This window comes from Marinagarivorans cellulosilyticus (assembly GCF_021655555.1).
Lineage (GTDB): Bacteria > Pseudomonadota > Gammaproteobacteria > Pseudomonadales > Cellvibrionaceae > Marinagarivorans > Marinagarivorans cellulosilyticus.
Window position 1 is genome coordinate 842972 of the sequence record NZ_AP023086.1, and the last position, 24845, is coordinate 867816.

Sequence of the window (24845 nt, forward strand, 5' to 3'; positions counted from 1 at the left end):
AAACACCAATATACTTTGGGCCTACCTGATAATGTTTGCGAACTTTTTAGCTTGTTTTTGGCGGTCATCGAAGGCAACAAAAAAGCCCGCGGCTATTGCTAGCGGCGGGCTTCGATATTAACCAAAAGCTAATTATTTATTGGCTTCACAAAAACGCTCTACTAAGCGCGCTGTGGATGAGTCCCAGTCGCCAGGGACATCGGTAGTTTCGATGGCGTCGTTAACGTGGTTACCCAATAGTTTGCCAAGTTCAACACCCCATTGGTCGAACGAGTTAATGTTCATAAGAACACCCAAGGTATAAACCTTGTGCTCGTAAGCGGCAATTAATGCACCCAGTGTTTCGGGCGATAATTTTTCCATCAAAATGGTATTGCTTGGACGGCTGCCGGGGTGCACTTTGTGCTCGGCTAGGCGATCGATTTCATCTTCACTGGTGCCTGATGCGCGTAGCTCGGCTTTGGTGGTTTCTAAATCGCGGCCAGTTAATAAGGCTTGGCTTTGCGCTACACAGTTAGCAAACAACAAGCGATGCTGATGATCGATTGGGTGGTGTGCTTTTAACGTGGCGATAAAGTCGATAGGCATTAATACCGTACCTTGGTGCAGCAACTGGTGGAACGAGTGCTGACCGTTGGTGCCTTCTGTGCCCCAAACAATGGAGCCGGTTGAATAATCAACGCGATCACCTTCGCGGGTAACACTTTTACCATTGCTTTCCATTTCAAGCTGCTGCAAGTAAGCCGGCAGCATTTGCATATGGTAAGCGTAGGGCAAAACAGCCTGCGCGGTAGTGTCGAAGAACTGGGTGTACCAAAATACGATTAAGCCCATTAGTGCAGGAATATTTTTTTCCAGCGGTGCTTCGGCAAAGTGCTTGTCCATTGCGTTTGCGCCTGCGCGCAAGGCGTTAAAATTATCCATGCCGATGGCGAAAGCAATGGGTAATCCAATGGCGGACCATAACGAGTAGCGCCCGCCAACCCAATCCCAGATGGGGTAAACGTTTTCGGCGGCAATGCCAAACTCAACGGCTTTTTCAACCTTCGAAGAAATCGCAACAAAGTGCTTAGGTAAATCACCTTCATCACAGCCACCAGCTAATATCCAACGGCGTGCTGTTTTGGCGTTCTCTAATGTTTCTTGTGTAGAAAACGACTTAGAGGCAACAATAAATAACGTGGTGGCCGGGTTTAAGCCTTGGGTGAGGTCGTGAATTTCTGCACCGTCAACATTGGCAATAAAGTGCAGGTTTACATGGCCTGTGTGGTATGGCGTTAAAGCCTTAGTGACCATGCGCGGGCCAAGGTCTGAGCCACCGATACCAATGTTTACAACATCAGTAATTGCTTCGCCTTTAAAGCCTTTCCATTCTTTGCTATGCACTTTGGCAACTAACTTGCCCATGCGCTCTAGCGTTTCTTGAACTTCTTTGTGCTCTGGTGTTTGTGGCTCGCCGATGTGGCGTAGCGCAGCATGCAGCGCGGGGCGGTCTTCGGTGTTGTTGATGTGCTCGCCTTTAAAAATGCGAGTAATCGCCCCTTTTAGGTCGGCTTGTTCTGCAAGCTTAACGAGCTCGCCTAGAATATCGACGGACAAATGGTTTTTCGAAAAGTCGAGGTCTAGTCCTGCAGCGCTTGCGCTAAAACGTGCTGCGCGAGTGCTATCTTGTTCAAAGAGCTCGCTCAAGTGTAGTTTGCTAATTTGGGCTTGGAGCTTTTCCAAGTTCTCCCAGTTGCTGTAGGTTTTGGCTAGAGCATTGTTGGGCATGTAACCCCCTTTAAGGTAAATACCGGGTGTAGTGTGTCTGTTAATTTGCGCAATGGTGCATTAATGATTTCTGGCAACAGCAAATTGCGCAAGGTCTGCCATGGCTTGGGTAAAGCAGTTTGAAGGCAAGTTTTCCAAAGCCTTTTGCGCCTTGTGGGCGTGCGTTTGTGCGGCTTGGTGGGTGTAATCTAGAGCTCCGCAGTCTTTAACGATTTTAACAATCGCTTCTAGATCGTCGGTGCTGCCATTGGTGATGGCATTGCGAATCAAGAGTTGCTCGCTCGGATTCGCGTGCTGCATGGCATAAATGAGCGGTAGTGTTGGCTTTCCTTCGGCGAGGTCATCACCGACATTCTTACCGAGTTTTTCACTGTCGCCTTCGTAGTCCAACGCATCATCTACCAGCTGGAAAGCAATACCCAGATGGTGGCCAAACTGAAGTGCTGCTTGTTGCTGGGGCTGATCTGCGCCGGCGAGTATCGCTGCGGCTTCGCAGGCCGCTTCAAAAAGTGCGCCAGTTTTTTTATGAATAACGTTTAAGTAATTGGCTTCGGTAACGTCTGGGTCTTTGGCGTTAACCAATTGCTGTACTTCACCTTCTGATATAACGTTGGTGGTATTCGACAATATCCCCATAATTGGCATGCTACCGAGTGCTACAAGCATCTGGAAGGCCCGAGAATAAAGGAAATCGCCAACCAATACGGCTGGGGCGTTACCCCATTTAGCATTGGCGGTTAGCCGGCTTCTTCGCAGTTCGGAAACATCGACGACATCATCATGCAGCAAGGTCGCGGTGTGAATAAATTCGATGATTGCCGCTAAAGAATGCATGGTCGAGGCTTCTTTGTTTGCCCCAAAACCTAGCGCATTAGCTGTAAGTAGCACCAATATTGGGCGAAGGCGCTTTCCGCCAGAGTCAACAATATAGTGGCCAATGTTTTCCACAAGACCCACATCGGAATGCAGCTGCTCAATAATTAGGCGGTTGGTGGCGGCAAAATCCGCTTCTACTGGGGTTAAAAACGGCAGCATTGCCTCGAAAGCCTCATGTGGGTCATTAAAATGGGGACGGATGCTAGGGGGCGGGCCGATAACTGTCAAGTAATCCGGCAGGCGTAGCTTGAGTTTGTGTCTACACTTATGAGAGTAGTGCCAAAAATGAGGAGAGTTGTAGGCATGTTTTCGTCAATACAAACCAAAATTATCGCCGTGCTAGCGCTATTTTTCGCGCTTCAAGGCATTGTGCTTATTGGCATTAGTGCCAAGTTGGATGGCGTGTCAGATAGCTACAGGGGCATTATTGAGCAAGATTTGCAGCAAAAGGCTCAAATTGATCTTCTGAATCTAGAATTCAAAACACAAGTGCAGGATTGGAAGAATGTTCTGCTGCGTGGCCACAATCAAAAGGATTTTGATAAGTACTGGGGCAAATTCGATAAGCAGCACAAAGCGGTGCAACAATTAAGCGCTGAAGTATTGTCTGCGGAGTTGGACCCGCAAATATCCAAAAGTATTGCCGAATTTAAAGCTGAGCACCAAGCAATATACGCTTTGTATAAAAAGGGTAAAGACAGCTATCAAAGCCAGGGCTTTGATAGCCGAGCCGGCGATGCATCTGTTCGCGGCATTGATCGAAAACCCAGTGATCTGCTACGGCAGGCATCTGATGTTGTGAATCGTCTTGCGCTTGAGCACACCGAGGATTTAAATGCGTCCAGCACAGGCCTGACTCGTTGGGTGTATGCAACTGTCGTTTTGATGTCGGTGGTGGCCTGCATTGCTTTGGTCGCTGTAATGAAGGTGCTGCTCGTAAACCCTGTTAAAGCATTGCGCGCGCGGGTCGAGGATATGGCATCTGGTGACTTCTCGCGTGATGTGCCTTTTAACAGTAGGGACGAAATTGGCATATTGTCGGCTAGCCTCAATAAAATGCGTATGGAGCTTTGCGATATGTTGGGGGCTATGACCACTGCGTCTGAGCGCTTAACGGAGTCTTCTGGTACGTTATCTTCAGCGGCGCAGGGCATAGATAACGATACCCATCATGCGCAAGATCATGCGGGTCAAATTGCGGCGGCAATGACCCAGATGAGCGCCTCTATCGCGGAGGTCGCGAGTAATGCTTCTGTGGCTGCGGATGCAACAGACCAAGCGAATCATGGTGCCGGTGATGGCATGCGTATTATGGAAGAGGCCATTGTAGCGATTTCCGCCGTAGCCGATGAGGTAACAAAAATATCGGGTGATATGACTCGGCTAGAGCAAAATACAACCAGCGTTGGTGCCGTGTTAGATGTGATTAAAGGCATTGCAGAGCAAACAAACTTGTTGGCATTAAATGCGGCAATCGAGGCCGCGCGAGCGGGTGAGCAGGGGCGCGGTTTTGCGGTGGTCGCAGATGAGGTGAGGGCGCTAGCTAAGCGTACTCAAGAATCGACAGAGGAGATTCACCATATTATTGAGGCAGTACAAAACGGTGCCAAAGCAGCGGCAAGTGGTATGGAAGCTGGCAATCACAAAACAGAGCATGCGGTAGCCTTAGCGCGTAATGCCGGTGATGCCATTCGCAAAATCGTGAATGAAATTGACCGCGTACAAGGTATGAGCGCGCAGATTGCGACGGCGGCTGAGGAGCAGTCGGCTGCAACAGAGGAAATTAATCGCAACGTGGTTAATATGACGACATTGTCAGAAAAGGCGCATGAAAGTGCCGCCCATACTCACGATATAGCCTCTGGCTTGGGCGGTATTGCCCAGCAATTACACGGTGTGGTGGCCAGATTCAAGTTGCCACATTAGCCGCCCACCGGCTTTATTGCAGCTGCAGTAGGCTTTTAGTTTGCTGCGGCTAACCTGCGTTTCTCCCTTTGTTGTAAATTAATCCAGTTTTTAGTTGGTTAAAGCTTGCTCAATACGGCGTAATTACGTAAAATTCGCGCCCATTTTGTGGCCCTTTCGTTTGAGTGTTGGTGTTATCCAATGCATGCGGTGGTTGCAGATATGAAACGGCGCAAGCTTTGCGTTGCTAGCCATGGGGGCTGGCGACTGAAATCTCTTTTTGGCTATGTATAGTCGGTTAGGGTGCTTCGCGACGTCCAACTCTACTGGAGCATACGTAATGTACGCAGTAATTGTATCTGGCGGTAAACAACACCGCGTTGAAGAAGGCGAAGTTTTACGCCTTGAGAAAATCGAAGCCGAAACTGGCGCAACTATTTCTTTCGACCAGGTGTTGATGGTTGCTAACGGCGAAGACGTTAAAATTGGTACTCCTGTTGTTGGCGGCGCGACCGTTGAAGCAGAAGTTGTGGCTCATGGCCGTGGCGAAAAAGTTACCATTATCAAGTTCCGTCGTCGTAAGCACTCGATGAAGCGTCAAGGTCATCGTCAGTGGTACACAGAAGTTAAAATCACTGGAATCAAAGGTTAAGAGGGTATAAACAATGGCTCACAAAAAAGCTGGTGGTAGTACACGTAACGGACGCGATTCCGAGAGTAAACGCTTAGGTGTTAAACTTTTTGGCGGCCAAGCCGTTGTAGCGGGCAACATTCTTGTTCGTCAACGCGGTACTCAATTTCACCCAGGTGACAATGTAGGTATTGGTAAAGACCATACCTTATTTGCAAAAATTGATGGCGCTGTTAAGTTTGAAGTTAAAGGTCCTAAAAACCGTCGTTTTGTTAGCATTGTTGCTTAATTGTTAACAAGGCTTGAACGGTAAGACCAAAGCCCCGTCTCTCGAGATGGGGCTTTTTTGTATGTCATGTAAGATTTGTTAGGTGCGAAGTTAAGTACCTAAAGGCATTGCTCATTGCTAAGGCGCTCCTTTGCGCGGAGTTTTAACAATGATTAATGCCCAAATCACACACTGTTATGTGGGTAAAAGAGTTATGAAATTTGTTGATGAAGCCCCAATTTTTGTACAAGCCGGTAAAGGGGGAAACGGTTGTTGTAGTTTCCGACGTGAAAAGTACATTGCCAAAGGTGGTCCAGATGGTGGTGACGGTGGTGATGGCGGTTCGGTATTTTTGGAAGCTGACGAAAACTTAAATACGCTGGTCGATTATCGCTTTACTAAAAAGTTTACTGCGGCCAGTGGTGAGGGCGGCCGCGGGACGAATTGCACAGGCAGCAAAGCTGACGACCTAATATTGCCGGTGCCTGTGGGTACCTCGGTTATTGACGAGGAAACCGGTGAGGTATTGGGCGACTTAACCTGCGCGGGTGATCGCATGTTAGTCGCAAAAGGCGGTTGGCACGGTTTAGGGAATACTCGCTTTAAATCGAGTGTTAACCGCGCGCCCCGTCAAACCACGCAAGGCACAGAGGGAGAGGCCCGCAGTATTAAACTAGAGCTTAAAGTGCTGGCGGATGCGGGTATGCTAGGGCTGCCTAATGCGGGTAAGTCGACTTTTATTCGCGCTGTTTCTGCTGCTGAGCCTAAGGTGGCTGATTACCCTTTCACAACGTTAGTGCCTTCGTTGGGTGTTGTAAAAATCAACAAATTCCGCAGCTTTGTGGTTGCCGATATCCCTGGGCTTATTGAGGGTGCATCGGATGGTGCTGGTTTAGGTATTCGGTTTTTAAAGCATTTAACGCGTTGCCGCGTGCTTTTGCACCTTGTTGATATTTGCCCAATTGATGGCTCTGATCCTGTGGAAAATGCGCTGAGCATCACCCGAGAGCTTGAGCGCTTTAGCCCAACGCTAGCAATGCGAGAGCGTTGGTTGGTATTAAATAAGGCAGACTTACTGTCGCCAGAAGATATCGAAGAGCGCAAACAAAAAATTATAGAGGCATTGGAGTGGGAAGGCCCTGTACATGTGATTTCTGCTGTTAATCGCCAAGGCACCGAAGTGTTGTGTGGTGAGCTTCTCAACTATCTTGAAGAGGTTTGGGAGATAGAGCGCGCAGATCCTGAAAAAGCAGAAGCTGAGCAAGCCTTGCAAACCCAGATGCAAGCCGAGGCGCGTGAGCACATACAAGCGCTGCGCGAAAAGCATTACGCCGCTCGGCGTGCCGCAAAAGAAGGTGCTGGCGATGATTCTGATGACGACGATTTTGATGTTGAGGTCGTGTACGCAGAATAAGCGTAGGGCCGCAGCCTGCTGTTGCGGCGGCCGAGCTTAAATCTTTTCGGTTTAATATTCGTATATTGTTGCAGGCTGCCGTAAAATTGCAGCTTAAATAGCCTATCAATTTGTTCTAGTGAGCCTTTGCGTGGACCAGCCTTCTTCCTTAGCGATAGCACCATCAACTGAAAATAAGCGCCATTTAGTGAAGGGTAGCCATCGCTGGGTTATTAAAATCGGCAGCGCTTTACTGACTAATGATGGTCGCGGTTTGGATCGTAAAAGCATTGCTGATTGGGGGCGGCAAATCGCTGCACTCATTAAGCGTGGGCACGAAGTGGTTTTGGTTTCTTCTGGTGCTGTCGCGGCCGGTATGACGCGCTTAGGCTGGAAGGAAAGGCCCTCGTCTATCCATGAATTACAGGCGGCAGCGGCCGTTGGGCAAATGGGGCTGATTCAAGCTTACGAAGAAGTCTTTTCCCAGTATTCAATTCCAACAGCGCAGGTGTTGCTTGATCACGATGACTTTTCTAATCGGCAGCGTTATCTCAATGCGCGCACAACACTCAAAACGCTAGTCGGTTTAGGTGTTGTGCCAATCGTTAATGAAAATGATACTGTGGTGACAGACGAAATTCGTTTTGGTGACAACGACACCCTGGGCGCGTTGGTCGCCAATTGCATCGAGGCCGATACCTTGATGATATTAACCGATCAAATGGGGATGTACGATGCCGATCCGCGCAAGCACGCCCTAGCCAAAATTATTGCTGAAACCTCAGCCGATAACGAAAAGCTCGATGCTATGGCTGGCGGCGGCGGCTTGCTGGGCCGCGGCGGTATGATGACTAAAGTAAAGGCCGCTAGGCTTGCGGCCCGCTCTGGTGCTAGCACAGTGATCGTCGGCGGCCGTATTGATGATGCCATTACAAAGGTTGTTGGTGGCGAGCATATTGGTACGTTGTTATATGCTGCCCAGCAGCCTTTGGCAGCGCGAAAAAGTTGGCTAGCCGGCCACTTGCAGACAAAAGGCGAGTTAACGTTGGATGCCGGCGCTGTAAGCGTGCTACGCGAAAAAGGTAGAAGCTTGCTTCCTGTAGGCGTTAAGAGTGTAAATGGTACCTTTACCAAAGGCGAGTTGGTTATATGCCGTGACGAGCAGGGTCTTGAAATTGCCCGCGGTTTGGTGAATTACAGTAGTGAAGAGGCGCGTAAAATTATTGGCTGCAGCAGCCAGGATATTAGCCGCCTGTTAGGTTACAAGGATTTCGATGAGTTGGTGCATCGAGATAATTTGGTTTTAGTTTAATTTCACGATAATAATCTAGCCCACACGTCGCTTTGCGGGTGTGGGCTTTTTTGTTTTGGTGATTCAAACGTATTTTTTTGGGGAAGTTAATATGGCCACGTTTAAAAAACATATACATGCCATGAGTGCATATAAACCGCCGCTTGATGGCCGCGACCCCAAACAGCATTTATTGCTCGATTTTAATGAGCGTACATTGCCGGTATCAAATGATGTTACGCAGGCTATGATTGATTATATCCAAGCGGGCAGGTTGCAAATGTATCCCGCTTATGGCGATATCGATAGCGTGATTGCGCAGTATTGTGGTGTTAAGCCCGAGCAGGTCATGATCACCAATGGCTCTGATCAAGGTATTGATTTAATTATTCGCGCGTCGTGCGTCGCTGGTGACGAGGCTATTATTCCCAGCCCCAGTTTTGCCATGTACCACCAGTGCGCGAAAATAGAAAACCTCAATATTATTGAGCCGCAATATTCTCGCGAAGAAGGTTTTCCGCTGGCAGGGGTATTGGCCGCAATCACGCCTAATACGCGTATTATTTGTATCGCTAACCCGAATAACCCTAGTGGGACAGGTATTGCTCGCGAGGGTATTGAGCAGATCTTAATTGCCGCGCCACATGCCACGGTGATGGTGGATGAGTGTTATTTTGAATATTCTGGTTTGACGGTTTGTGATTGGGTCGAGCGTTATAGCAATTTAGTGATTACGCGTACTTTTTCAAAAACGTGGGGCGTACCATCTTTGCGCTTAGGCTTTGTTATTAGTTGCCAAGAAAATATTCAAGCCTTGTTAAATGTTCGCGGGCCTTACGATATTAATCAGTTGGCGGTTGTTGCTATTCGCGCGGCGTTAGCCAACCCAGAATATACCCATGATTATGTGCAAGAGGTTATGCAGCAAGCCAAGCCGTTGTTTGAAGCTTTTTTGACAGGCTGCAATATCCCATTCTGGCCGAGCCAGGCTAACTATATCTGGTGTTTTCCCGATAACGCTGATGCCATTAATGCGGCACTTGTAGCTGCCGGCATTCTTGTTCGGCCAAAGGCTGATGCGAATGGGCAGGTAGGGCTTAGAGTAACTATTGGTACGCTAGAGCAAACTCAGCGCGCCATAGCGGTGATTCAGACTGCATTGTAATGCGGTGACCGAAGAGAATTTTAATTTGATATAAAAGTGGTAACGATGGAAATTATTATTATCTCGCTGGCTTTGCTGGCTTTGGTGGGCATCGCGTTCGAAGAAGTGATTCACCTTAATAAAGCCAAAAGTACGTTGTTTTTGGGGTGCTTAAGCTGGTGTGTGCTGTTTGTTTTTGCCTCAAAGCACGGCGATACGCAGCATATGAAGCACATGCTCGACGAAAACTTATTAGATATTGCATCATTGTGGTTATTTTTGATGGCTACTATGACTTTCGTGGCTTACTTGAATGCGCGGGGGCTGGTCGGAGATGTGGTCAGTCGAATATTACCTGGGGAAATGAGCCTTAGGCGCTTAACCCTTTTGCTCGCTGTTTTTTCCGTTGTGCTGTCTATGCTGTGTGACAATATCACGGCTACGCTCGTTGCCTTGGGTGTTGTGCAAGCTTTTAAACTAGAGGTTAAAGAGCGCATCAAATTGTGTGTGTTAGTCGTTTTTGCGGTGAACTCTGGCGGTGTTATTTTAATTACCGGTGATGTAACGACATTAATGATTTTTAGCGCTGGCCACGTGACTATTCGTGAGTTATTGGCGTTGTTTATTCCCACGTTAATTGGCGTTGCAACTTTGGCTTTCTTGATGACGCTAGGGCGTTCCCGGGTGGTTACCGCTGAGGTGAATACTCACAAAATTGAAGCGCTCGATGTCGTTATCGCACTACTATTCTTTTCGACAATTGTATGCACTATGGCTTTCAATATATTCTTCGGTATGCCGCCGGTGTTGACCTTTTTGATGGGCCTATCTGTCATGTTTTTGATTGGTGGCGTGGTGAATAAATATCATCAGGAAGTACATTTACTGGAGTATGTAAGACAGATTCAATTTGATACATTGATGTTTTTCTTGGGCATATTGTTAATCGTTGGCGCGTTAAAAGAAATAGGTGTTTTGGTTTGGGTGACCGATTTTTACTTTGCGGTAGATCCGAATATATCCAGTTTTGCGATGGGCGTTTTGTCTTCGTTTTTGGATAACGTCCCGCTTACGGCCGCGTTATTAAAAGCTGAGCCTGCGCTATCAGACCCGCAGTGGTTAGCCTTGACGTATGCAGTGGGAGTGGGTGGCTCGCTGTTGGTTATTGGGTCGGCGGCGGGGATTGTTGCTATGAGTAAAATGCGCGAGCTAACGTTTATGCAATATGCGCGTTTTATGCCCCAGTTGCTAGCGGCCTATACGGCAGGCTATGGCGCAACGCTGCTGCTAGCTCGATAACGTTGAGTTGCCTGCCTTAACGGGTAGGCGTTTTTATTGATAAGGTTAAAAGGGATTGTAAAAGCATGACTCTTCCAGCAACGCTTTCTTCTGTATCACCTACTACGCCACGCAATATATTAGCGCTTGTATGCATTTTGTTGTCTTTGGCTATGTTGTACCCTGGTTTGACGCAGCCAATGATGAATTTAACTATTGAGGCGACTTTGCCATTGCTGGGCAAAATGGAGTTTTACAACAAGACGCAAAGTATTATGGAATCAATTACCTCTTTACTGGAAAGTGGTAACCGCTTGGTGGCTATTTTAATACTGTTATTTAGCGTGGTAGTGCCGATCCTTAAAGCCATTTTTTTGCTGTTGGCCTTGGCACTGCCTATTGCTGGCGTACGCTATTACTTGCATCAGATCGTTTTGTTGATTGGTAAGTGGTCTATGGCTGATGTATTTGTCGTGGGGGTGTTTATGGCTTACCTTGCGGGCAGTGCGCACCCTAGTGCCCATGCTACGTTGCATGATGGTTTTTATTATTTTACAGCTTATTGCGTATTTTCAATTTTAGGTGGGCAGCTATTGAAGGTGGTGGACTAGCCTTTAATAATCAAGTTCAAACTCTTGGGCCTGCGCATGCTTAATGTTGGCTAATACATCTTCTAAGGTGTTGTTAAGCGATACCCTGCTACAAGGTTTTATTCCACCATTGATGAGTTGTTTTTTGAGTGCGAGATAATCGATCTCCAGCACTTTTTGTCCCTGCCGTGAAATAAAAATATAGCGGCCAATTTGTTTGATGATTGCGGCGAGCTTACAGCGAATTTGCCGGCCATCGCGCTCATAGTCAAACCAGTTTCCTTCTTTCAGTATTACTGCATATTGGGCATCGATAGCGGGCGCTTGGGCGCGTCGGCTAATCAGTGTGTTGCGGAACCCGGCTGCGCGAAGCTGCTTTTCAATGCTTTGCGCTAGAGGTAATGGCAGTGCATTAATTGATTCGTAATGGGTTAGCTCAATAAACTGTTCGATAGCTTGCTCCCAGGCCTTGGAGCGAGTGCCATGGCGATTACCTACGCTCTCAAGTGTTTTCTGCCATTCGTGTTGGAGTTTTGCAGCAAGAGAATTTTGTTTGTCGGCATCTAGCAGCAAGGTTTTGACCATGTGGCAGGCTTGCTCTTGAATACTGGAATAGGCGTTGTTTTTATTTTTGCTAGTTGCGGTGTTGTGATCTTCTTTGTTGATAACCTTGGTATTGTTAATAAGCACCAAAGGGGCTTTAGTTGGGGCTGTTACTTGCTTGGGCTTAGGCTCAGTTTCTGGGGTTGGGGTATCTGGGGTTGGAGTAACAGTATTGGTTTGAGGCTTTTTACATTGCGCGGCAATAGGTGCGAGCTTTAGCAGTGTATCGTTGATGTTGATGGAGCCCTCCATCGCGCAATCAATAAAATGTTTTAGTGTGATTTCGGCCTGCGTGGCCAGCTTGTAGCTTTGGGGCGAATTATATGCGTGACAGTGTTGGGCGATGTTTTTAACGGTTAGAAGCAATTGTTTAAGTGGGTGCTTGGTGTCCGAGGTTACAAGGGCTTCGGGCATCGCTAGCGAGTAGTTAATAATGGGAATTGCAATTCTTTTACCTAGCGAGTGAAACCTTGCATCGACTTTACCTAGACTAAGCTCTACTTCAATAAAGGTTTTAATGTATTGGATGGCTTCTTCTGCGTCGAGGATGGAGGGTGCGGGTGTTGGTGGAGTAATTTCTATGTCGCTGTCTAAGCAAACTGTTGGTTTGGGGAGCTCGCGGCGCGTGAGTGAGTCTGAACTCATCGAAAAATAACAACCGCAAAAGCGGTTAAGCTGTGAGTAAAATCCCTCTGCAGAAGCGTTGAACTGCTTTTCGATTGTATCTATAAATAGCTGAGTGTCAGTCTCGCTATTTATGGTAAATGTCTTGTCGAGCGCATCGATAATACGGTGTTGTGCAAGTGGGTTGGTGCTGGGGGTTAGCCCGCTATCGGTCGATAAATTAATGTATTGCGTGAATTGAGCCACAAGGCTCACGGTATTAATGTTTTCGGTCGTACGTGTTGTAGCATCTGATATTTGGGTGAGCGGTGCAGTAAGGCAGCGTTGAAGCCATTCCATAAATTGATTTAAGCTGTTGCGTACTTCGCAGTCGCTAGGGAAGGGCGTGCTCGGGCCTTCGCGCTGGCACTGCTCAATAAGTGACGGAAAAAACACTTGGCAGTAGTCCAATATGTCTGGAAGAAGTACGCTTTTGTAGATGCTCTGAGATGTCATCGACGGGCTTGCTCGTGGAAATGATAGTATGCGGCTGTCGCCTACCATGTTAACCAGCGAGTGCAATACATTGCTACACTTTTTTGTGTATTCGGTGAGATATTCATTATAGTTTGCCAATTGAACGACACAGGGGTATTCAATTGGCGCAGCATGCTGCTAGCTGGCGTTAAAGTTGGTCGGTATCGATGTCGTAATCGATGATGACAGGCCTATGGCTAGAAAACGCTTTGGTTTTGTAGGTCGTTGCGTATTCCACTTTGTGCCGAAGTGCGGCGCTGGCGACTTGAAAGTCTGTTCTCCAGCCATCGCCATCATCATGCTGGTTTGATGGCCACCAAGTGTATTCATCGGGATCGCTATTGGCCAAGCGAAATGCGTCGCAATAGCCCACCTGTTTGAAAAGCTGCTGTAACCATAGCTTTTCGTGAGGCAGGAAACCGGCATCGTGTGTATGCGCTTGGGCTTTCTGTACGTCTTTTTCGGTGTGCGCCATGGCCCAATTACCACAAAAAATAAAGTGCCTGCGCTTGCGAGTGATTTTGTGTAGCAGTGCTTGCAAATCGTCAAAGAATTGAATTTTTTCTTCGAGTGATTCTGTTGCGCTCATGGCGGCAGGAGCAAGCAGCGAGCCTATGCTGTGTTGCTCAAAGTCAATTTGCAGGTAGCGCCCTTCCATATCAACACCGCTGCTAAAGCCAAGGCCAAAAATGAGGGCCTTAGGTTGGTGGCGGGTGTAAATGGCAACGCCATTGTAATGTTCGATACCGGAATCAAAAAAGTAAGAGAAGTAGCCGCTGGGGTGAAAAATCTCGTTGTCGAGCTCTGGTTCAAGCGCGCGTAAATCCTGCAGGCAGATAACATCCGCATCTTGTTCGGCAATCCACTCGTACAATCCGCGTTGGGCTGCTTGATGTATTCCGTCAACACTCAGAGAGATGATTCGCATTCGGGCCCCTTGTGTGAGTGCGATTGTTATTGGTTGAGCGACTAGGTTGTCGTTATAGGCTGAGTGGTATTGCTCGCCGATCTCGTATTCATTATAGATGGCCGTTTCGTGAATGGCCTAGCAGCGCATTCTACCAAGAGTTGCCGGAGTATGCGTTGTGTTATTGGGGTAAATAGACCCTTTGGGCTCGGAAAATACATTTTTGCGAGCCGGACTCAGCGTGGGTTCAGGAAAAACGTTAGAATATAGCGTTTACCAAGACCATTTAGAGGAGGCGTCCGCAGTATGGAGTCTTACCAGCAACAATTTATTGAATTGGCACTTGAAAGCCAAGCATTGAAGTTCGGCGAGTTCACATTGAAGTCTGGCCGCGTGAGCCCTTATTTTTTCAATGCCGGTCAGTTTCAAACGGGTCTTGCTCTTGCGAAGCTAGGGCGTTTTTATGCGCAAGCGCTTGTCGAGTCGGGCGTGCCTTTTGATATGATATTTGGCCCAGCTTACAAAGGGATTCCCTTAGCTGTAGCGGCGGCGGCGGCATTGGCGGATGATTATCAGCGCGATTTGCCTTTTGCCTATAATCGTAAAGAAGCCAAGACGCACGGTGAGGGCGGTTCACTTGTTGGTGCGCCTTTGGCTGGACGCGTGGCTATTGTTGATGACGTGATTACCGCTGGTACCGCGGTGCGCGAAGTTCTCACGCTGATTGATGCTGCCAATGCGACGCCTGCCGCGTTAGTTATTGGCTTGAACCGCCAAGAGCGGGGGCAGGGTGAGCTTTCGGCTATTGCCGAGTTAGAGCAACAAACGCCGGTTAAGGTTGTCAGCTTAATCAAGCTCGACGATATTATGAGTTACTTAAAAGATCGCTCTCAGGCCTACCCTGGTGTTTATGAGAAAATTCTGGCCTACCGCCAACAATATGGTGTAGATGCATGAATATCATGAAATTCGGTATTGGTCTTTCGGTGCTAGTACTGAGCTGTTACATGAGCAGCGTTTTTGCTCAGGCTCAGTATTACCGCTATGTTAATGAGGATGGCGTTAAGGTGATGGGCCACTCTATTCCTCCTCAATACGTAAAAAATGGTTACGAGATTGTTTCTACCCAAGGCCGAGTGCTTGAGGTTGTGGAGCCAGCGCCAGATCCTGAATTTGTAGAACAGGAGCGTGCTAAAGCAGAATTAAAAGCAGAATACGATTTGCTGGCCCGGCGTTACAGCACTGTTCGCGATATCGAGGCGGCCAAGCAGCGCAAGCTGGTGCATGTCGATGCCAGTATTTTGCTGGTCGATAATAGCATCGAGAATATTCAAGAGGAAATCGACGATATTACCACGCGTGCAGCAGGCTTTGAGCGTGCGGGCAAAGAGGTGCCTAGCAATATCTTAGATACTTTGGCTGCGCTGAATGAAAAAATGGCTGCCACCCAGGCCATTCGCTCGCAGCGTATAGAAGAAAAGTCGATTATTGAAGAGCGGTTTGCAAAGGAGCTACAGCTGTTTACCCTAGGTGTGGCCAGCTTCTCAGAGGGTGCAACCGGTGAGGCTGATGCTAGCGCTAAAGAGTCGGCTGGCGCGCAAACGGCTAACTAGCGCGCTACCACTGCCCCTAGCTCAGCGGTTATGTGTTAGCCGTATTCACTAAGCCGCTTTGCAAACAGTGCCAAGCGCTCGACCAGTTGTCGCTGGGCCGAGACTTGAACTGGCTACGGACAAACGCGGCAATCCTACCCTCTGCACACGCTTGTGCTAACGCAACGCTTTCATTCACAGATAGGGTCAGTCTAAGCCCGTCTTCGAGTTCGCTTTTGCGTAGAATTTGGCGCATTTCGGTGCTTAGTCGATCAAAGAACTGCCGAATGCGAGCATGCAAGCGATCTCGCTCGCCACTGATGGCATCTCCTGTTAGCAGGCGAGTAATCCCAGGGTTGCGTTCACAAAAAACTAAATAGACCAGCGTAATGCGTTCGATTTTATCAACAGCGCTCATGGCATCGCCTGCAATGGTGCTGGCGCGACTAAGGACGGCATCTTCGGCGAACTCAATAAGCCCTTCAAGCATTTTAGTTTTGCTGGGGAAGTGCCGATAAAGGGCGGCTTCCGATACGCCCACACTCTTGGCCAGCGCCGCAATGCTAATGCGATCGCCTGGATTATCTTCCAGCATAAACGCTAAGGTTTCTAAAATCTGTTGCTTGCGGTTCTTTTTGGGTTCGTTGGTGGCGGTCATGCGTTATTGGCTCACAGGCTTTTATTGGTAATCAGTGTGCCAACTCCGGCATCGGTAAATATTTCCAAAAGTACGGCATGTGGAACTCGGCCGTCCACGATGTGTGCGCTTGCTACGCCGGATTTTACGGCATCTAAGGCGCACTGAATCTTAGGCAGCATGCCGCCGTATATTGTGCCGTCTTTAATTAACGCATCTACCCGCTCGGTGCTTAGGCCGGTAAGTACTTCACCCTGTTTATCTTGTAGGCCGCCAACATTTGTGAGTAACATTAGTTTTTCTGCCTGCATCACTTCGGCAATTTTTCCTGCTACTAGGTCGGCATTGATATTGTAGGAGGCGCCGTCTTTACCGACGCCTATCGGGGCTATTACAGGGATGAAGTCGCCTTGCACGAGCAAGTCGATAACGCTGCGGTCAATGCTGGCCACCTCGCCCACATGGCCGATATCAATAATCTCGGGGGCTTTCATTTCGGGCGTTTGATGGCTGACTTCCATTTTGCGAGCGCGAATTAACCGGCCATCTTTACCGGTAACGCCGATGGCGTGGCCGCCGTTATTGTTAATAAGATTAACAATCTGCTTATTTACTGAGCCGCCAAGCACCATCTCTACGACGTCCATAGTGGCGCTGTCGGTAACGCGCATGCCATCAACAAAGCGCGATTCTATATTCAGCTTTTTGAGGAGGTCACCGATTTGCGGGCCGCCGCCGTGTACAACGATGGGGTTCATGCCGACCAGTTTCATTAATACCACATCGCGAGCAAAGCTGTTTTGAAGCGTTTCGTCGATCATGGCATTACCGCCAAACTTCACAACAATCGTTTTATCCGTAAAGCGCTGAATATAAGGCAGGGCTTCGGTGAGCACTTTCGCGATTGCATTGGCATCACTGGTGGACATGTTGTTACCTCTTTTCTTATGCGCGCGCATTAGGCGCCTAGACAAAAAACAATAGGGTAAAGCGTTACCACTTGGGCGTTAGGGTCGTGTCGATTTTTCTGAGCTCACGGGTGAGTAGCGCTTTAATATCATGCAGCTCTGAATCACTTTGCGCTTCGGCGCGCAAGGTTAAGTTGGCCGATGTATTCGAGGCCCGCACGATACCCCAACCGTAAGGGAAGTCAATCCGAATGCCGTCTAAGGTGGTGATCTTGGCCTCTTTGAAATCGCCGGTTTCGATCAGTGTTTTCACCACCTCAAATTTCTGCGTTTCGTTGGCGCTAACAAGGATTTCGTTGGTGTGAGGCAGCTCGGGGAACTCTTCGAAAATGTTGTCGAGCGTATCGCCGGCAAGGCTGAGTATTTCGGCAAGGCGAGCAGCGACATACATGCCGTCGTCGAAGCCAAACCAGCGCTCTTTAATGAATATGTGGCCCGAATACTCGCCGCCTAAAAGCGCGCCGGTTTCAGTAATTTTGGCTTTCATTGGCGCGTGGCCGGTTTTCCACATAATGGGGCGGCCGCCAAACTGAGTAACGACGCGATTAATGCTGCGGGTGCACTTCACATCGTAAATTACATCGGCGCCTGGGTTGCGGGCCAGAATATCTTTGGCAAAAAGCATCAGTAGGCGGTCGGGCCAAATGATTTGGCCACTATTCGTGACAACCACTAAGCGGTCGCCATCGCCGTCGAAGGCAACGCCAAAATCGGCGCCAATTTCGGTGACTTTATCAATAAGCTGTTGAAGATTTTCGGGTTTGGTTGGGTCTGGACCGTGATTGGGGAAGGTGCCGTCGAGGTCGCAGTTAATGCAGGTGGTTTCGCAGCCGAGTTCTTCGAACAGCTTGGGGGCAACTTTGCCGGTTACGCCGTTGCCAGCATCAATAACCACTGAAACATCACCGGCTAATGCGACATCAGCAAAAATCGTATCAACATAATCAGCTGTTACATCATGCCGTTTTTCTTCGCCTTCGCCTGAGTAAAAGCGGTTTTTCTCGATGCGTTGGCGGATCGCTTGAATATCTTCTTCTGTGCGCGCGCGGCCCTGCATGATGCATTTAAAGCCGTTAAATTCTGGCCCGTTATGGCTTGCAGTGACCATTACGCCAGACTTGCAGCCCTCGAGAGTTTCGGTGGCAAAGTAAACGACGGGGGTTGGTACGGTGCCTATGTTAATCACGTTACAGCCAGTGCTAAGAATGCCTCGCACTAAATATTCCGTCAAAATCGGGCTGTGTGTACGCGCGTCGCGGCCTACGATTAATGCCTCTTCGCCCAGATCTAGCGCTTCGCTACCCAGCGCTTGGCCTATTAATTGTGCGATGTCATTGGTGATGTCTGTCTCTACAACGCCGCGAATATCGTAGGCTCTAAAAATGTGGGCCGGTACGTTATTTTGTGGCGCAGATTCTTCTTCGGGCTCAATATCGTCGGGTAGAGAATCTTCATTTTGAGCCTCGTCAAAGCCCAGTAAGTCATCGTCTTCTTCAATATTAATATCGAGGATATCGGCATTGAGGTTGGAGTATTCAGCTTCGCTGGTGGCGAACTCTTGGCCCACTTGCCCCATGCGCTGGTAGGTCTTGGCAATTGCCTGGCGCCGGCGCTCGCCCTGGCTACCAATAAATAAACCAAGAGCTGTCGCAACAGTTAAACCGAGCAGCCATGTAATGCTGGCGCCAATGGCAAAAATTAACCAATTGGTTTGCGTTGACTGCACGACTTTCATTGATGGTGTGTACTCGATAAGCCAAGGTGTACCTGTAATCTTTTCGCTCACAACGGCTTTTCCGCTGCCTTGGCCTGTGCTGTGGAGCTTGTGTTGCCCGTTATTATAGTTCTGGATGAAGGTCAGTTTGCCCTCTTGGCTTAGACCTTCTGCCATGGCTTTGAAGGTGCTATCGAGGGTTGTCGTAATTAATAGCGTGCCAACAACGGCCTTGCTTGGGTCTGTTGGAATCGGTATAGCAAAGTTTAAGCGCCATCCTTGCTTGAGCTTAACGGCTTCGGGTTCTACGGATATGCGCTCTTCGATTTGTTGAATCATCTCCAATTCAGAAAAGCGAAGAGGAAGCTCGGCGTCCAGATTGAGTTTTGCTTTGCCTCTGGGTATTAAGCGCACGCCCTCGGCTTGAGGGAAGTTATTTTTAATGCTTTGGAGAATACTGCGCAGTTGTAACTGATCCTCTGCTGCTAGGGCAGCAGCAAGCTGTGGGCTTTGACCAAAAAACGCGACCTTTTTATTAAGGCTAAGAAGATGAGCATTTACATTGGAGACGGCTTTGTCGAGGTTTTGTTGGGTGAATTCGCTTAGCTGGTGTTTTTGCTCGGCGACAACAAGGCTAGACCACAAATGGTACGTGATGCCGCCGCACACAATAAACGCCACAGCAAGGCAACCGCTCAGCCATGCTTTAACAGGGGAGCTTTTGACAAAGTTACTCAGCATAGAGGCCGCTTTTGTTTTATTCGCTTTCATGTTTTTTACAGGCTCGTGGAAATTAAGGGCTCGTTTTGCGATGCTTTGGCAATCACTTTAAGTAGCTGCTCGGCAATTTTGTCTTTGGTGTCTACAGCTAAAGTAATACTGGATACTTCGGTGCTTTGCGCTTTTTGGCTCAGTACAGTAACGGCGTTGCTGTCGCTATTAAAGCCAATGTTTTTATCGGATACATCATTAGCAATAATCATATCTAACTTTTTGCGCTGCAGCTTTTGCGTTGCATAGCCAATGAGATCGCGTGTTTCTGCCGCAAAGCCTACTAGCCAAGGCCTGGGGGTAAGTTTGGCGACATCGGCGATGATGTCTGGGTTTTTGGTTAGCGCGATATGCATGTGTTGTTCTGTCCCTTTTTTTATTTTTTGTGCAGCATATTGGCTTGGGCGAAAGTCTGCCACCGCAGCGGCGCCAATAAAAATATCGGCGTCCTTGGCGGCCTCTAAGCTTGCGGCATGCATCTCTAGTGCGCTGATTACGTGTGTAACGGTTGCACCTGCTGGCGGGAGCAATTGTGTAGGCCCGCTAATTAGGGTGACCTGCGCGCCAGCGTTGAGGGCAGCTTGCGCTAAAGCATAGCCCATTTTGCCTGAGCTCTCGTTACTAAGGTAGCGCACCGGGTCGATGGCTTCACGTGTTGGACCAGCAGTGATTACGATCCGTTTGCCATGCAGTGCTTTGGGTTGGGTTTGCGGTAATTGTTCTTGCTCAGTAATTAACTCAATGGCGTGCTGGGTAATTTCGTTGGGCTCTAGCATTCGTCCTACGCCTGTATCGCCGCACGCTTGCTCGCCTTCACCCGGCCCCCAGATAACAAAGTGTGGGTAAAGTGCAATTTTGGCGACATTGGCTTGCGTGACTAGATTGCTCCACATGGCTTGATTCATGGCTGGTGCAAGTGCAATAGGCGCTTTGGTGGCCAAGCACACGGTTGTGAGTAAGTCGTTGGCGAAGCCGTGGGCGAGCCTAGCGATGCAGTCGGCGGTGGCGGGAGCAATTAAGATTAGGTCTGCCCAACGAGCTAATTCGATATGTCCCATACCAGCTTCGGCGGTAGTATCGAGTAAGTGAGTGCGTACCGGGTTGCCAGAGACTGCTTGTAGAGTCATTGGGGTGACAAAAGCCTCGGCGGCAGGTGTCATTACGACTTGAATATTGGCGCCTTGCTTCTTGAGTAGGCGTGTTAGTTCTGCGCACTTATACGCTGCAATACCGCCTGTAATACCTAATAGAATATTTTTATTGTGGAGATTGCTCATGTGCGCATTGGTGCCCCTGTCAATGGGCAGCTAAGATAACAAATATAGGCGCTTTTCACCAAAGAAGTTGCCATGCTGGCGCGCGTTGGCAGCAAAAGCGCCTAAAACGACGTTAATAAAGTTGAAAAGGATGTTAACTATGGCAATTACAGACTGGCCAGTGGGCGAGCGGCCTAGAGAAAAGCTACTGCAGCGTGGAGCATCGGCCTTAAGTGATGCTGAGTTACTGGCGATTTTCCTGCGAACAGGTGTGGCGGGTAAAAGCGCAGTTGATTTGTCGCGTGAGCTTTTGCAACACTTTGGTAGCTTGCGAGCATTGCTATCGGCCTCGCAAAAAGAGTTTTGTGGTGCTTTGGGCTTAGGGCAAGCTAAGTACTGCCAATTGCAGGCGGTGTTAGAAATGGCGTCGCGGCATACGGTTGAGGCGTTGTCGCAGCAAAGCGTATTGGATAGCGCCGCTTTGGTGAAGCGTTTGGCCAAGTCGCGGTTATCGGGTTTGGAGCACGAAGTCTTTGCGGCATTCTTTTTGGATGCTCAGCATCAATTACTCAATTTTGAAACCCTGTTTCGCGGCACCCTTGATGCGGCGAGTGTTCACCCGCGAGAGCTCGTCAAGCGTGCGTTAGCGCTTAACGCCGGTGCCGTTATTCTTGCACATAATCACCCTTCTGGTATTGCAGCGCCAAGCGCATCGGATCGGGAGATTACTCGCGTTTTATCTGAGGCTTTAGGGTTGCTCGATATACGTGTGCTGGATCATATAATTGTTGGCAGCGCAGAGCCGTTTTCGTTTTGTGAACATGGCATGATTTAGTACATTGGCGGGAGAAAAAGTTTGCTTGAGAGGCTCTCTTCTGGTATAAAACGCGCCTCTTTTCGGCCAGCCCATGGGTTTGCTTGTTTTTTGTTCAGGCTTCGCCGCAATTTGTGGTGTGTGCGTGGCATATAAAGCGCACGCGGTGAACGAAACTGGAGTTTAGTTATTACTGGCATTGTTGGCAGTGGTAATTAAAGAGCCAAAGTATTCTACAGCGCAAGCACAAGAGTACGTCCGACATTTGTGGCTTCCTTTATGGTGTTATATAGCATAAGGGTGGTCTAAAACGATATTTACGATTTAACGATCTTTACGATTCAAGAGGCAGAGCAATGTCTAAGGTATGTCAAGTTACGGGTAAGCGCCCAGTAACCGGTAACAACGTTTCTCACGCAAAAAACCACACTAAGCGTCGTTTTTTGCCTAATTTGCACTCTCACCGTTTTTGGGTTGAGTCTGAAAAGCGTTTTGTGAAATTGCGCCTTACCTCAAAAGGTATGCGCATTATTGATAAAAAAGGCATCGACCAAGTTTTGGTTGATCTTCGCGCTCGCGGCGAAAAAGTTTAATAACGGCATTTCTTGCTCGAATACAGCTAAGAGGAATCTATCATGCGTGACAAAATCCGTTTGAATTCAAGTGCCGGTACCGGACACTTTTACACAACTACTAAAAACAAGCGCACTATGCCTGAGAAAATGGAGATCAAAAAATTTGATCCTGTTGTTCGCAAGCATGTGATGTACAAAGAAGGCAAAATTAAGTAGGTCATTTTTTGACGTGCTTTGCCTTTAAAACCCAGCCTAGTGCTGGGTTTTTTTCGTTATGGCGTTAATTAATGGGTGTGAGTTGAGCGAGAATCTATGCCAGAGCTGCCAGAAGTAGAGACAACCTGCCGAGGAATTCGCCCGCATGTAAAGGGGCGCGTGGTAACCGATGTTGTGGTGCGTAATGGTCGCTTGCGTTGGCCTGTTGATACCCAATTGGCGAGCATTATCAGCGGTAGCACCCTGCGCGAGGTATCGCGGCGGGCAAAGTATGTGATGTTAACCTTCGATGCGGGCGTGTTATTGGTTCATTTGGGTATGTCGGGTAGCTTGCGCGTTATAGAGCCTGGCGCCGCTATTGGTAAGCACGATCATATAGATGTGGTTTTTGGTCGCGCTTTGGCGCTGCGCTTTAATGACCCTCGACGTTTTGGCGCTTTTGTATGGCATGGAGATGCTGCAACAATTGATGCGCACGCCTTGTTGGCGCACTTGGGTCCAGAGCCGCTATCGGAAGATTTCTCGGGGGATTACCTTTACACCCAAGCGCGCAATAAAAAAACGCCGCTAAAGAGCTTTATTATGGATGCCAAGGTGGTTGTAGGCGTAGGTAACATTTATGCGAACGAAGCGCTATTTGCTGCAGGTTTGCACCCGCTTAAAGATGCCGGCAAGCTAACTCGGCCTAAAGCGGCACGCTTGGTCGCCGAGATTAAAACAGTATTGGCTCATGCTATTGAGCGCGGAGGCACAACATTGCGCGACTTTGTTGGCGGCGACGGCAAGCCCGGTTACTTCGCACAAGAATTAAACGTCTACGGCCACGGCGGTAAACCTTGCCCGCGCTGCGCCAAGGCGCTAACCGAAAAACGCCTGCAGAATCGTACAACGGTTTATTGCAGCAACTGCCAGAAGTAAACACCTGTGCTAGACTGCGCCGCCTTATTGTGAACGAAAATATTAACCAAGTGCGGAGCAGTTATGTCTGATTATTCAACAGTAGAAAAGAAAGTAAGTTACGGCATTGGCCGTCAGCTAGGCGACCAGTTATTGGCCAACCCTTTTGATGGTATGGATATCGCCTCTGTATCTGCCGGTTTAAAAGATGCCTTTGAAGGCAGCGAATTCGCTGTTGCCCGTGAAGATCTCGATGTCGCGTTTAAAGAAATCAGCGCTCGCATTCAAGCTCAGCGCGCAGAGCAATCCAAAGAACTTGCCGCAGAAGGCGAAGCCTTTTTGGCCGAGAACGCCAATAAAGAAGGCGTTACAGTGCTTGAGTCGGGTCTTCAGTATGAAGTTATCACAGAAGGCTCTGGCGCTAAGCCGTCTAAAACATCTACTGTGCGCACGCATTACCACGGTACCTTGACTAACGGTTCGGTATTCGACAGCTCAGTGGAGCGTGGCGAGCCAGCAGAATTTCGTGTAGACGGCGTTATTGCCGGTTGGACCGAGGCTTTGCAATTGATGCCTACTGGCTCAAAGTGGCGCTTATTTATACCGCATAACCTTGCTTATGGTGAGCGTGGTGCTGGCGGCGCTATTGGTCCTTACTCGGCGCTTGTGTTTGAAGTTGAACTTATTGATATCGTGGCATAACGGATTATGTGGTTTAAAAACCTGCGTTTGTACCGTTTAACAGAAGCTTTTAAAACTTCACCAGAAGATCTTAATGAGCACTTAAGCGGACATGTTTTTAACCCGTGCGGCAAGCTGGATCTCAAGCGGCAGGGCTTCGTGCCCCCGCTTGGGCGCCACTCAGACTTACTTGTGCACGCGATTCCCGGCTACATTATGGTGGCTTTAAAGCGCCAAGAAAAAATATTACCAGGCGGTGTTATTCGCGAAGCGCTCGAAGAAAAAGTGCAGCTTATTAGCGACCAAGAAGGTCGCAGGGTTAGCCGCAAAGAGCGTGATGGCTTGAAAGACGAGTTGGTCTTTGAGCTATTGCCAAAAGCCTTTGTGAAGAACTCGGTCGATTTTGCTTACATCGCACCGCAGCAAGGTTATATTGTTGTTAATGCTGGCTCTGCCGGGCGCGCGGAAGAATTGCTTTCGGCTCTGCGTGAGGCGCTAGGCTCCTTGCCTTGTATACCTGTATCGACAAAAACGCCTGTACCACAAGTGCTTACGCGTTGGCTGTTGGAAAACCCCGAAAGTGGTTTTGAGTTAGGCGAAGAGTGCGAGCTTAAAGCGGCAAAAGACGAGCGCGTCGTACGCTGTAAAAAGCAAGACTTAACGGCAGACGAAGTGCTAAGTCATATTCATACCGGCATGGTTGTGAATAAGCTGGCTTTTAACTGGAAGGATATTGTTACTGGCGTTATCGAAGATGACCTCGCCATCAAGCGCTTGCGCTTTGGTGATGAAATTAAAGATAAAGCCGCAGATTCCCACCCAGAAACCGCCGCCGAAGAGTTCGATACCGAATTTGCAGTCATGACGCTTGAAATGAAAAGCTTTATTGAAGCCTTGGCGCAAGCCTTTGGTTTTAACGAGTCGTAAT

24 protein-coding genes are annotated in these 24845 nt (G+C 48.6%); 16 read left to right on the forward strand and 8 right to left on the reverse strand.

The window, feature by feature from the left end; genetic code table 11:
* Window positions 1-132: 132 nt before the first annotated feature.
* Together pgi and MARGE09_RS03240 are read right to left on the reverse strand one after the other, a co-directional pair.
* Window positions 133-1770: a glucose-6-phosphate isomerase gene (gene pgi, locus MARGE09_RS03235; RefSeq protein ID WP_236985920.1), complete on the reverse strand. Its 1638-nt coding sequence runs from the start codon at window positions 1768-1770 to the stop codon at window positions 133-135.
* Between the two features lie 60 nt (window positions 1771-1830).
* A complete protein-coding gene (locus tag MARGE09_RS03240; protein WP_236985921.1) occupies window positions 1831-2805 on the reverse strand; it encodes a polyprenyl synthetase family protein in 975 nt (324 codons plus the stop codon).
* Between the two features lie 144 nt (window positions 2806-2949).
* On the opposite strand from MARGE09_RS03240, the gene MARGE09_RS03245 reads away from it, so the two are divergent.
* From MARGE09_RS03245 to MARGE09_RS03280, 8 genes are all read left to right on the forward strand, one after another.
* A complete protein-coding gene (locus MARGE09_RS03245) occupies window positions 2950-4572 on the forward strand; it encodes a methyl-accepting chemotaxis protein (protein ID WP_236985922.1) in 1623 nt (540 codons plus the stop codon).
* Between the two features lie 319 nt (window positions 4573-4891).
* Complete coding sequence (gene rplU, locus MARGE09_RS03250; RefSeq protein ID WP_236985923.1) at window positions 4892-5203, forward strand: 50S ribosomal protein L21; 312 nt, start codon at window positions 4892-4894, stop codon at window positions 5201-5203.
* 13 nt (window positions 5204-5216) lie between these two features.
* Window positions 5217-5471, forward strand: a complete 255-nt coding sequence (rpmA, locus tag MARGE09_RS03255; protein ID WP_236985924.1) for a 50S ribosomal protein L27 — start codon at window positions 5217-5219, stop codon at window positions 5469-5471.
* A 193-nt stretch (window positions 5472-5664) separates the two neighbouring features.
* Window positions 5665-6864 carry an Obg family GTPase CgtA gene (cgtA, locus tag MARGE09_RS03260; protein ID WP_236985925.1) on the forward strand — a complete coding sequence of 400 codons (1200 nt, stop codon included), beginning with the start codon at window positions 5665-5667 and terminating at the stop codon, window positions 6862-6864.
* A gap of 130 nt (window positions 6865-6994) precedes the next feature.
* The gene (proB, locus tag MARGE09_RS03265; protein WP_236985926.1) at window positions 6995-8155 is read left to right on the forward strand and encodes a glutamate 5-kinase; all 1161 of its coding nucleotides are present in this window, start codon (window positions 6995-6997) and stop codon (window positions 8153-8155) included.
* A 91-nt stretch (window positions 8156-8246) separates the two neighbouring features.
* Window positions 8247-9299 carry a pyridoxal phosphate-dependent aminotransferase gene (locus MARGE09_RS03270; RefSeq protein WP_236985927.1) on the forward strand — a complete coding sequence of 351 codons (1053 nt, stop codon included), beginning with the start codon at window positions 8247-8249 and terminating at the stop codon, window positions 9297-9299.
* 45 nt (window positions 9300-9344) lie between these two features.
* Window positions 9345-10577 carry a sodium:proton antiporter NhaD gene (nhaD, locus tag MARGE09_RS03275; protein WP_236985928.1) on the forward strand — a complete coding sequence of 411 codons (1233 nt, stop codon included), beginning with the start codon at window positions 9345-9347 and terminating at the stop codon, window positions 10575-10577.
* 65 nt (window positions 10578-10642) lie between these two features.
* Entirely contained in the window at window positions 10643-11167 is a 525-nt protein-coding gene (locus tag MARGE09_RS03280) for a paraquat-inducible protein A (RefSeq protein WP_236985929.1), read from the forward strand.
* Between the two features lie 3 nt (window positions 11168-11170).
* On the opposite strand, the gene MARGE09_RS03285 is transcribed toward MARGE09_RS03280, so the two are convergent.
* Window positions 11171-12868, reverse strand: coding sequence for a DUF1631 family protein (locus MARGE09_RS03285; RefSeq protein WP_236985930.1), 1698 nt, complete (start codon window positions 12866-12868; stop codon window positions 11171-11173).
* A gap of 169 nt (window positions 12869-13037) precedes the next feature.
* Window positions 13038-13817 carry an exodeoxyribonuclease III gene (locus MARGE09_RS03290; protein ID WP_236985931.1) on the reverse strand — a complete coding sequence of 260 codons (780 nt, stop codon included), beginning with the start codon at window positions 13815-13817 and terminating at the stop codon, window positions 13038-13040.
* Window positions 13818-14102: 285 nt separating this feature from the next.
* Between MARGE09_RS03290 and pyrE the strand changes: the two genes are divergently transcribed.
* Together pyrE and MARGE09_RS03300 are read left to right on the forward strand one after the other, a co-directional pair.
* Window positions 14103-14753, forward strand: a complete 651-nt coding sequence (gene pyrE / locus MARGE09_RS03295) for an orotate phosphoribosyltransferase (RefSeq protein ID WP_236985932.1) — start codon at window positions 14103-14105, stop codon at window positions 14751-14753.
* Window positions 14750-15409, forward strand: a complete 660-nt coding sequence (locus MARGE09_RS03300) for a DUF4124 domain-containing protein (RefSeq protein ID WP_236985933.1) — start codon at window positions 14750-14752, stop codon at window positions 15407-15409. The genes pyrE and MARGE09_RS03300 overlap by 4 nt, the downstream gene beginning before the upstream one ends.
* Window positions 15410-15437: 28 nt before the next feature.
* Here the strand turns inward: MARGE09_RS03300 and slmA are convergent, their stop codons facing one another.
* The 4 genes from slmA to coaBC all read right to left on the reverse strand — a co-directional run bounded on the left by slmA (window position 15438) and on the right by coaBC (window position 20755).
* Entirely contained in the window at window positions 15438-16046 is a 609-nt protein-coding gene (gene slmA, locus MARGE09_RS03305) for a nucleoid occlusion factor SlmA (protein WP_236985934.1), read from the reverse strand.
* Between the two features lie 11 nt (window positions 16047-16057).
* Window positions 16058-16954 carry an acetylglutamate kinase gene (argB, locus tag MARGE09_RS03310; protein WP_236985935.1) on the reverse strand — a complete coding sequence of 299 codons (897 nt, stop codon included), beginning with the start codon at window positions 16952-16954 and terminating at the stop codon, window positions 16058-16060.
* Between the two features lie 64 nt (window positions 16955-17018).
* On the reverse strand, window positions 17019-19478 hold the full coding sequence (locus tag MARGE09_RS03315) for a phosphomannomutase/phosphoglucomutase (protein ID WP_236985936.1): 2460 nt from the start codon (window positions 19476-19478) through the stop codon (window positions 17019-17021).
* A 5-nt stretch (window positions 19479-19483) separates the two neighbouring features.
* On the reverse strand, window positions 19484-20755 hold the full coding sequence (gene coaBC / locus MARGE09_RS03320; protein ID WP_236985937.1) for a bifunctional phosphopantothenoylcysteine decarboxylase/phosphopantothenate--cysteine ligase CoaBC: 1272 nt from the start codon (window positions 20753-20755) through the stop codon (window positions 19484-19486).
* A 139-nt stretch (window positions 20756-20894) separates the two neighbouring features.
* On the opposite strand from coaBC, the gene radC reads away from it, so the two are divergent.
* From radC to rdgC, 6 genes are all read left to right on the forward strand, one after another.
* A complete protein-coding gene (gene radC, locus MARGE09_RS03325; protein ID WP_236985938.1) occupies window positions 20895-21569 on the forward strand; it encodes a RadC family protein in 675 nt (224 codons plus the stop codon).
* Window positions 21570-21904: 335 nt separating this feature from the next.
* Entirely contained in the window at window positions 21905-22141 is a 237-nt protein-coding gene (rpmB, locus tag MARGE09_RS03330; RefSeq protein ID WP_236985939.1) for a 50S ribosomal protein L28, read from the forward strand.
* A 42-nt stretch (window positions 22142-22183) separates the two neighbouring features.
* Window positions 22184-22339, forward strand: a complete 156-nt coding sequence (rpmG, locus tag MARGE09_RS03335; protein WP_053981642.1) for a 50S ribosomal protein L33 — start codon at window positions 22184-22186, stop codon at window positions 22337-22339.
* A 96-nt stretch (window positions 22340-22435) separates the two neighbouring features.
* Window positions 22436-23257: a bifunctional DNA-formamidopyrimidine glycosylase/DNA-(apurinic or apyrimidinic site) lyase gene (gene mutM, locus MARGE09_RS03340; RefSeq protein WP_236985940.1), complete on the forward strand. Its 822-nt coding sequence runs from the start codon at window positions 22436-22438 to the stop codon at window positions 23255-23257.
* A gap of 63 nt (window positions 23258-23320) precedes the next feature.
* Complete coding sequence (locus MARGE09_RS03345) at window positions 23321-23938, forward strand: BamJ family beta-barrel-assembly machinery protein (protein WP_236985941.1); 618 nt, start codon at window positions 23321-23323, stop codon at window positions 23936-23938.
* A gap of 6 nt (window positions 23939-23944) precedes the next feature.
* Window positions 23945-24844 (forward strand): recombination-associated protein RdgC, encoded by a 900-nt coding sequence (rdgC, locus tag MARGE09_RS03350; RefSeq protein WP_236985942.1) that lies wholly within the window; start codon window positions 23945-23947, stop codon window positions 24842-24844.
* Window position 24845 lies beyond the last annotated feature (1 nt).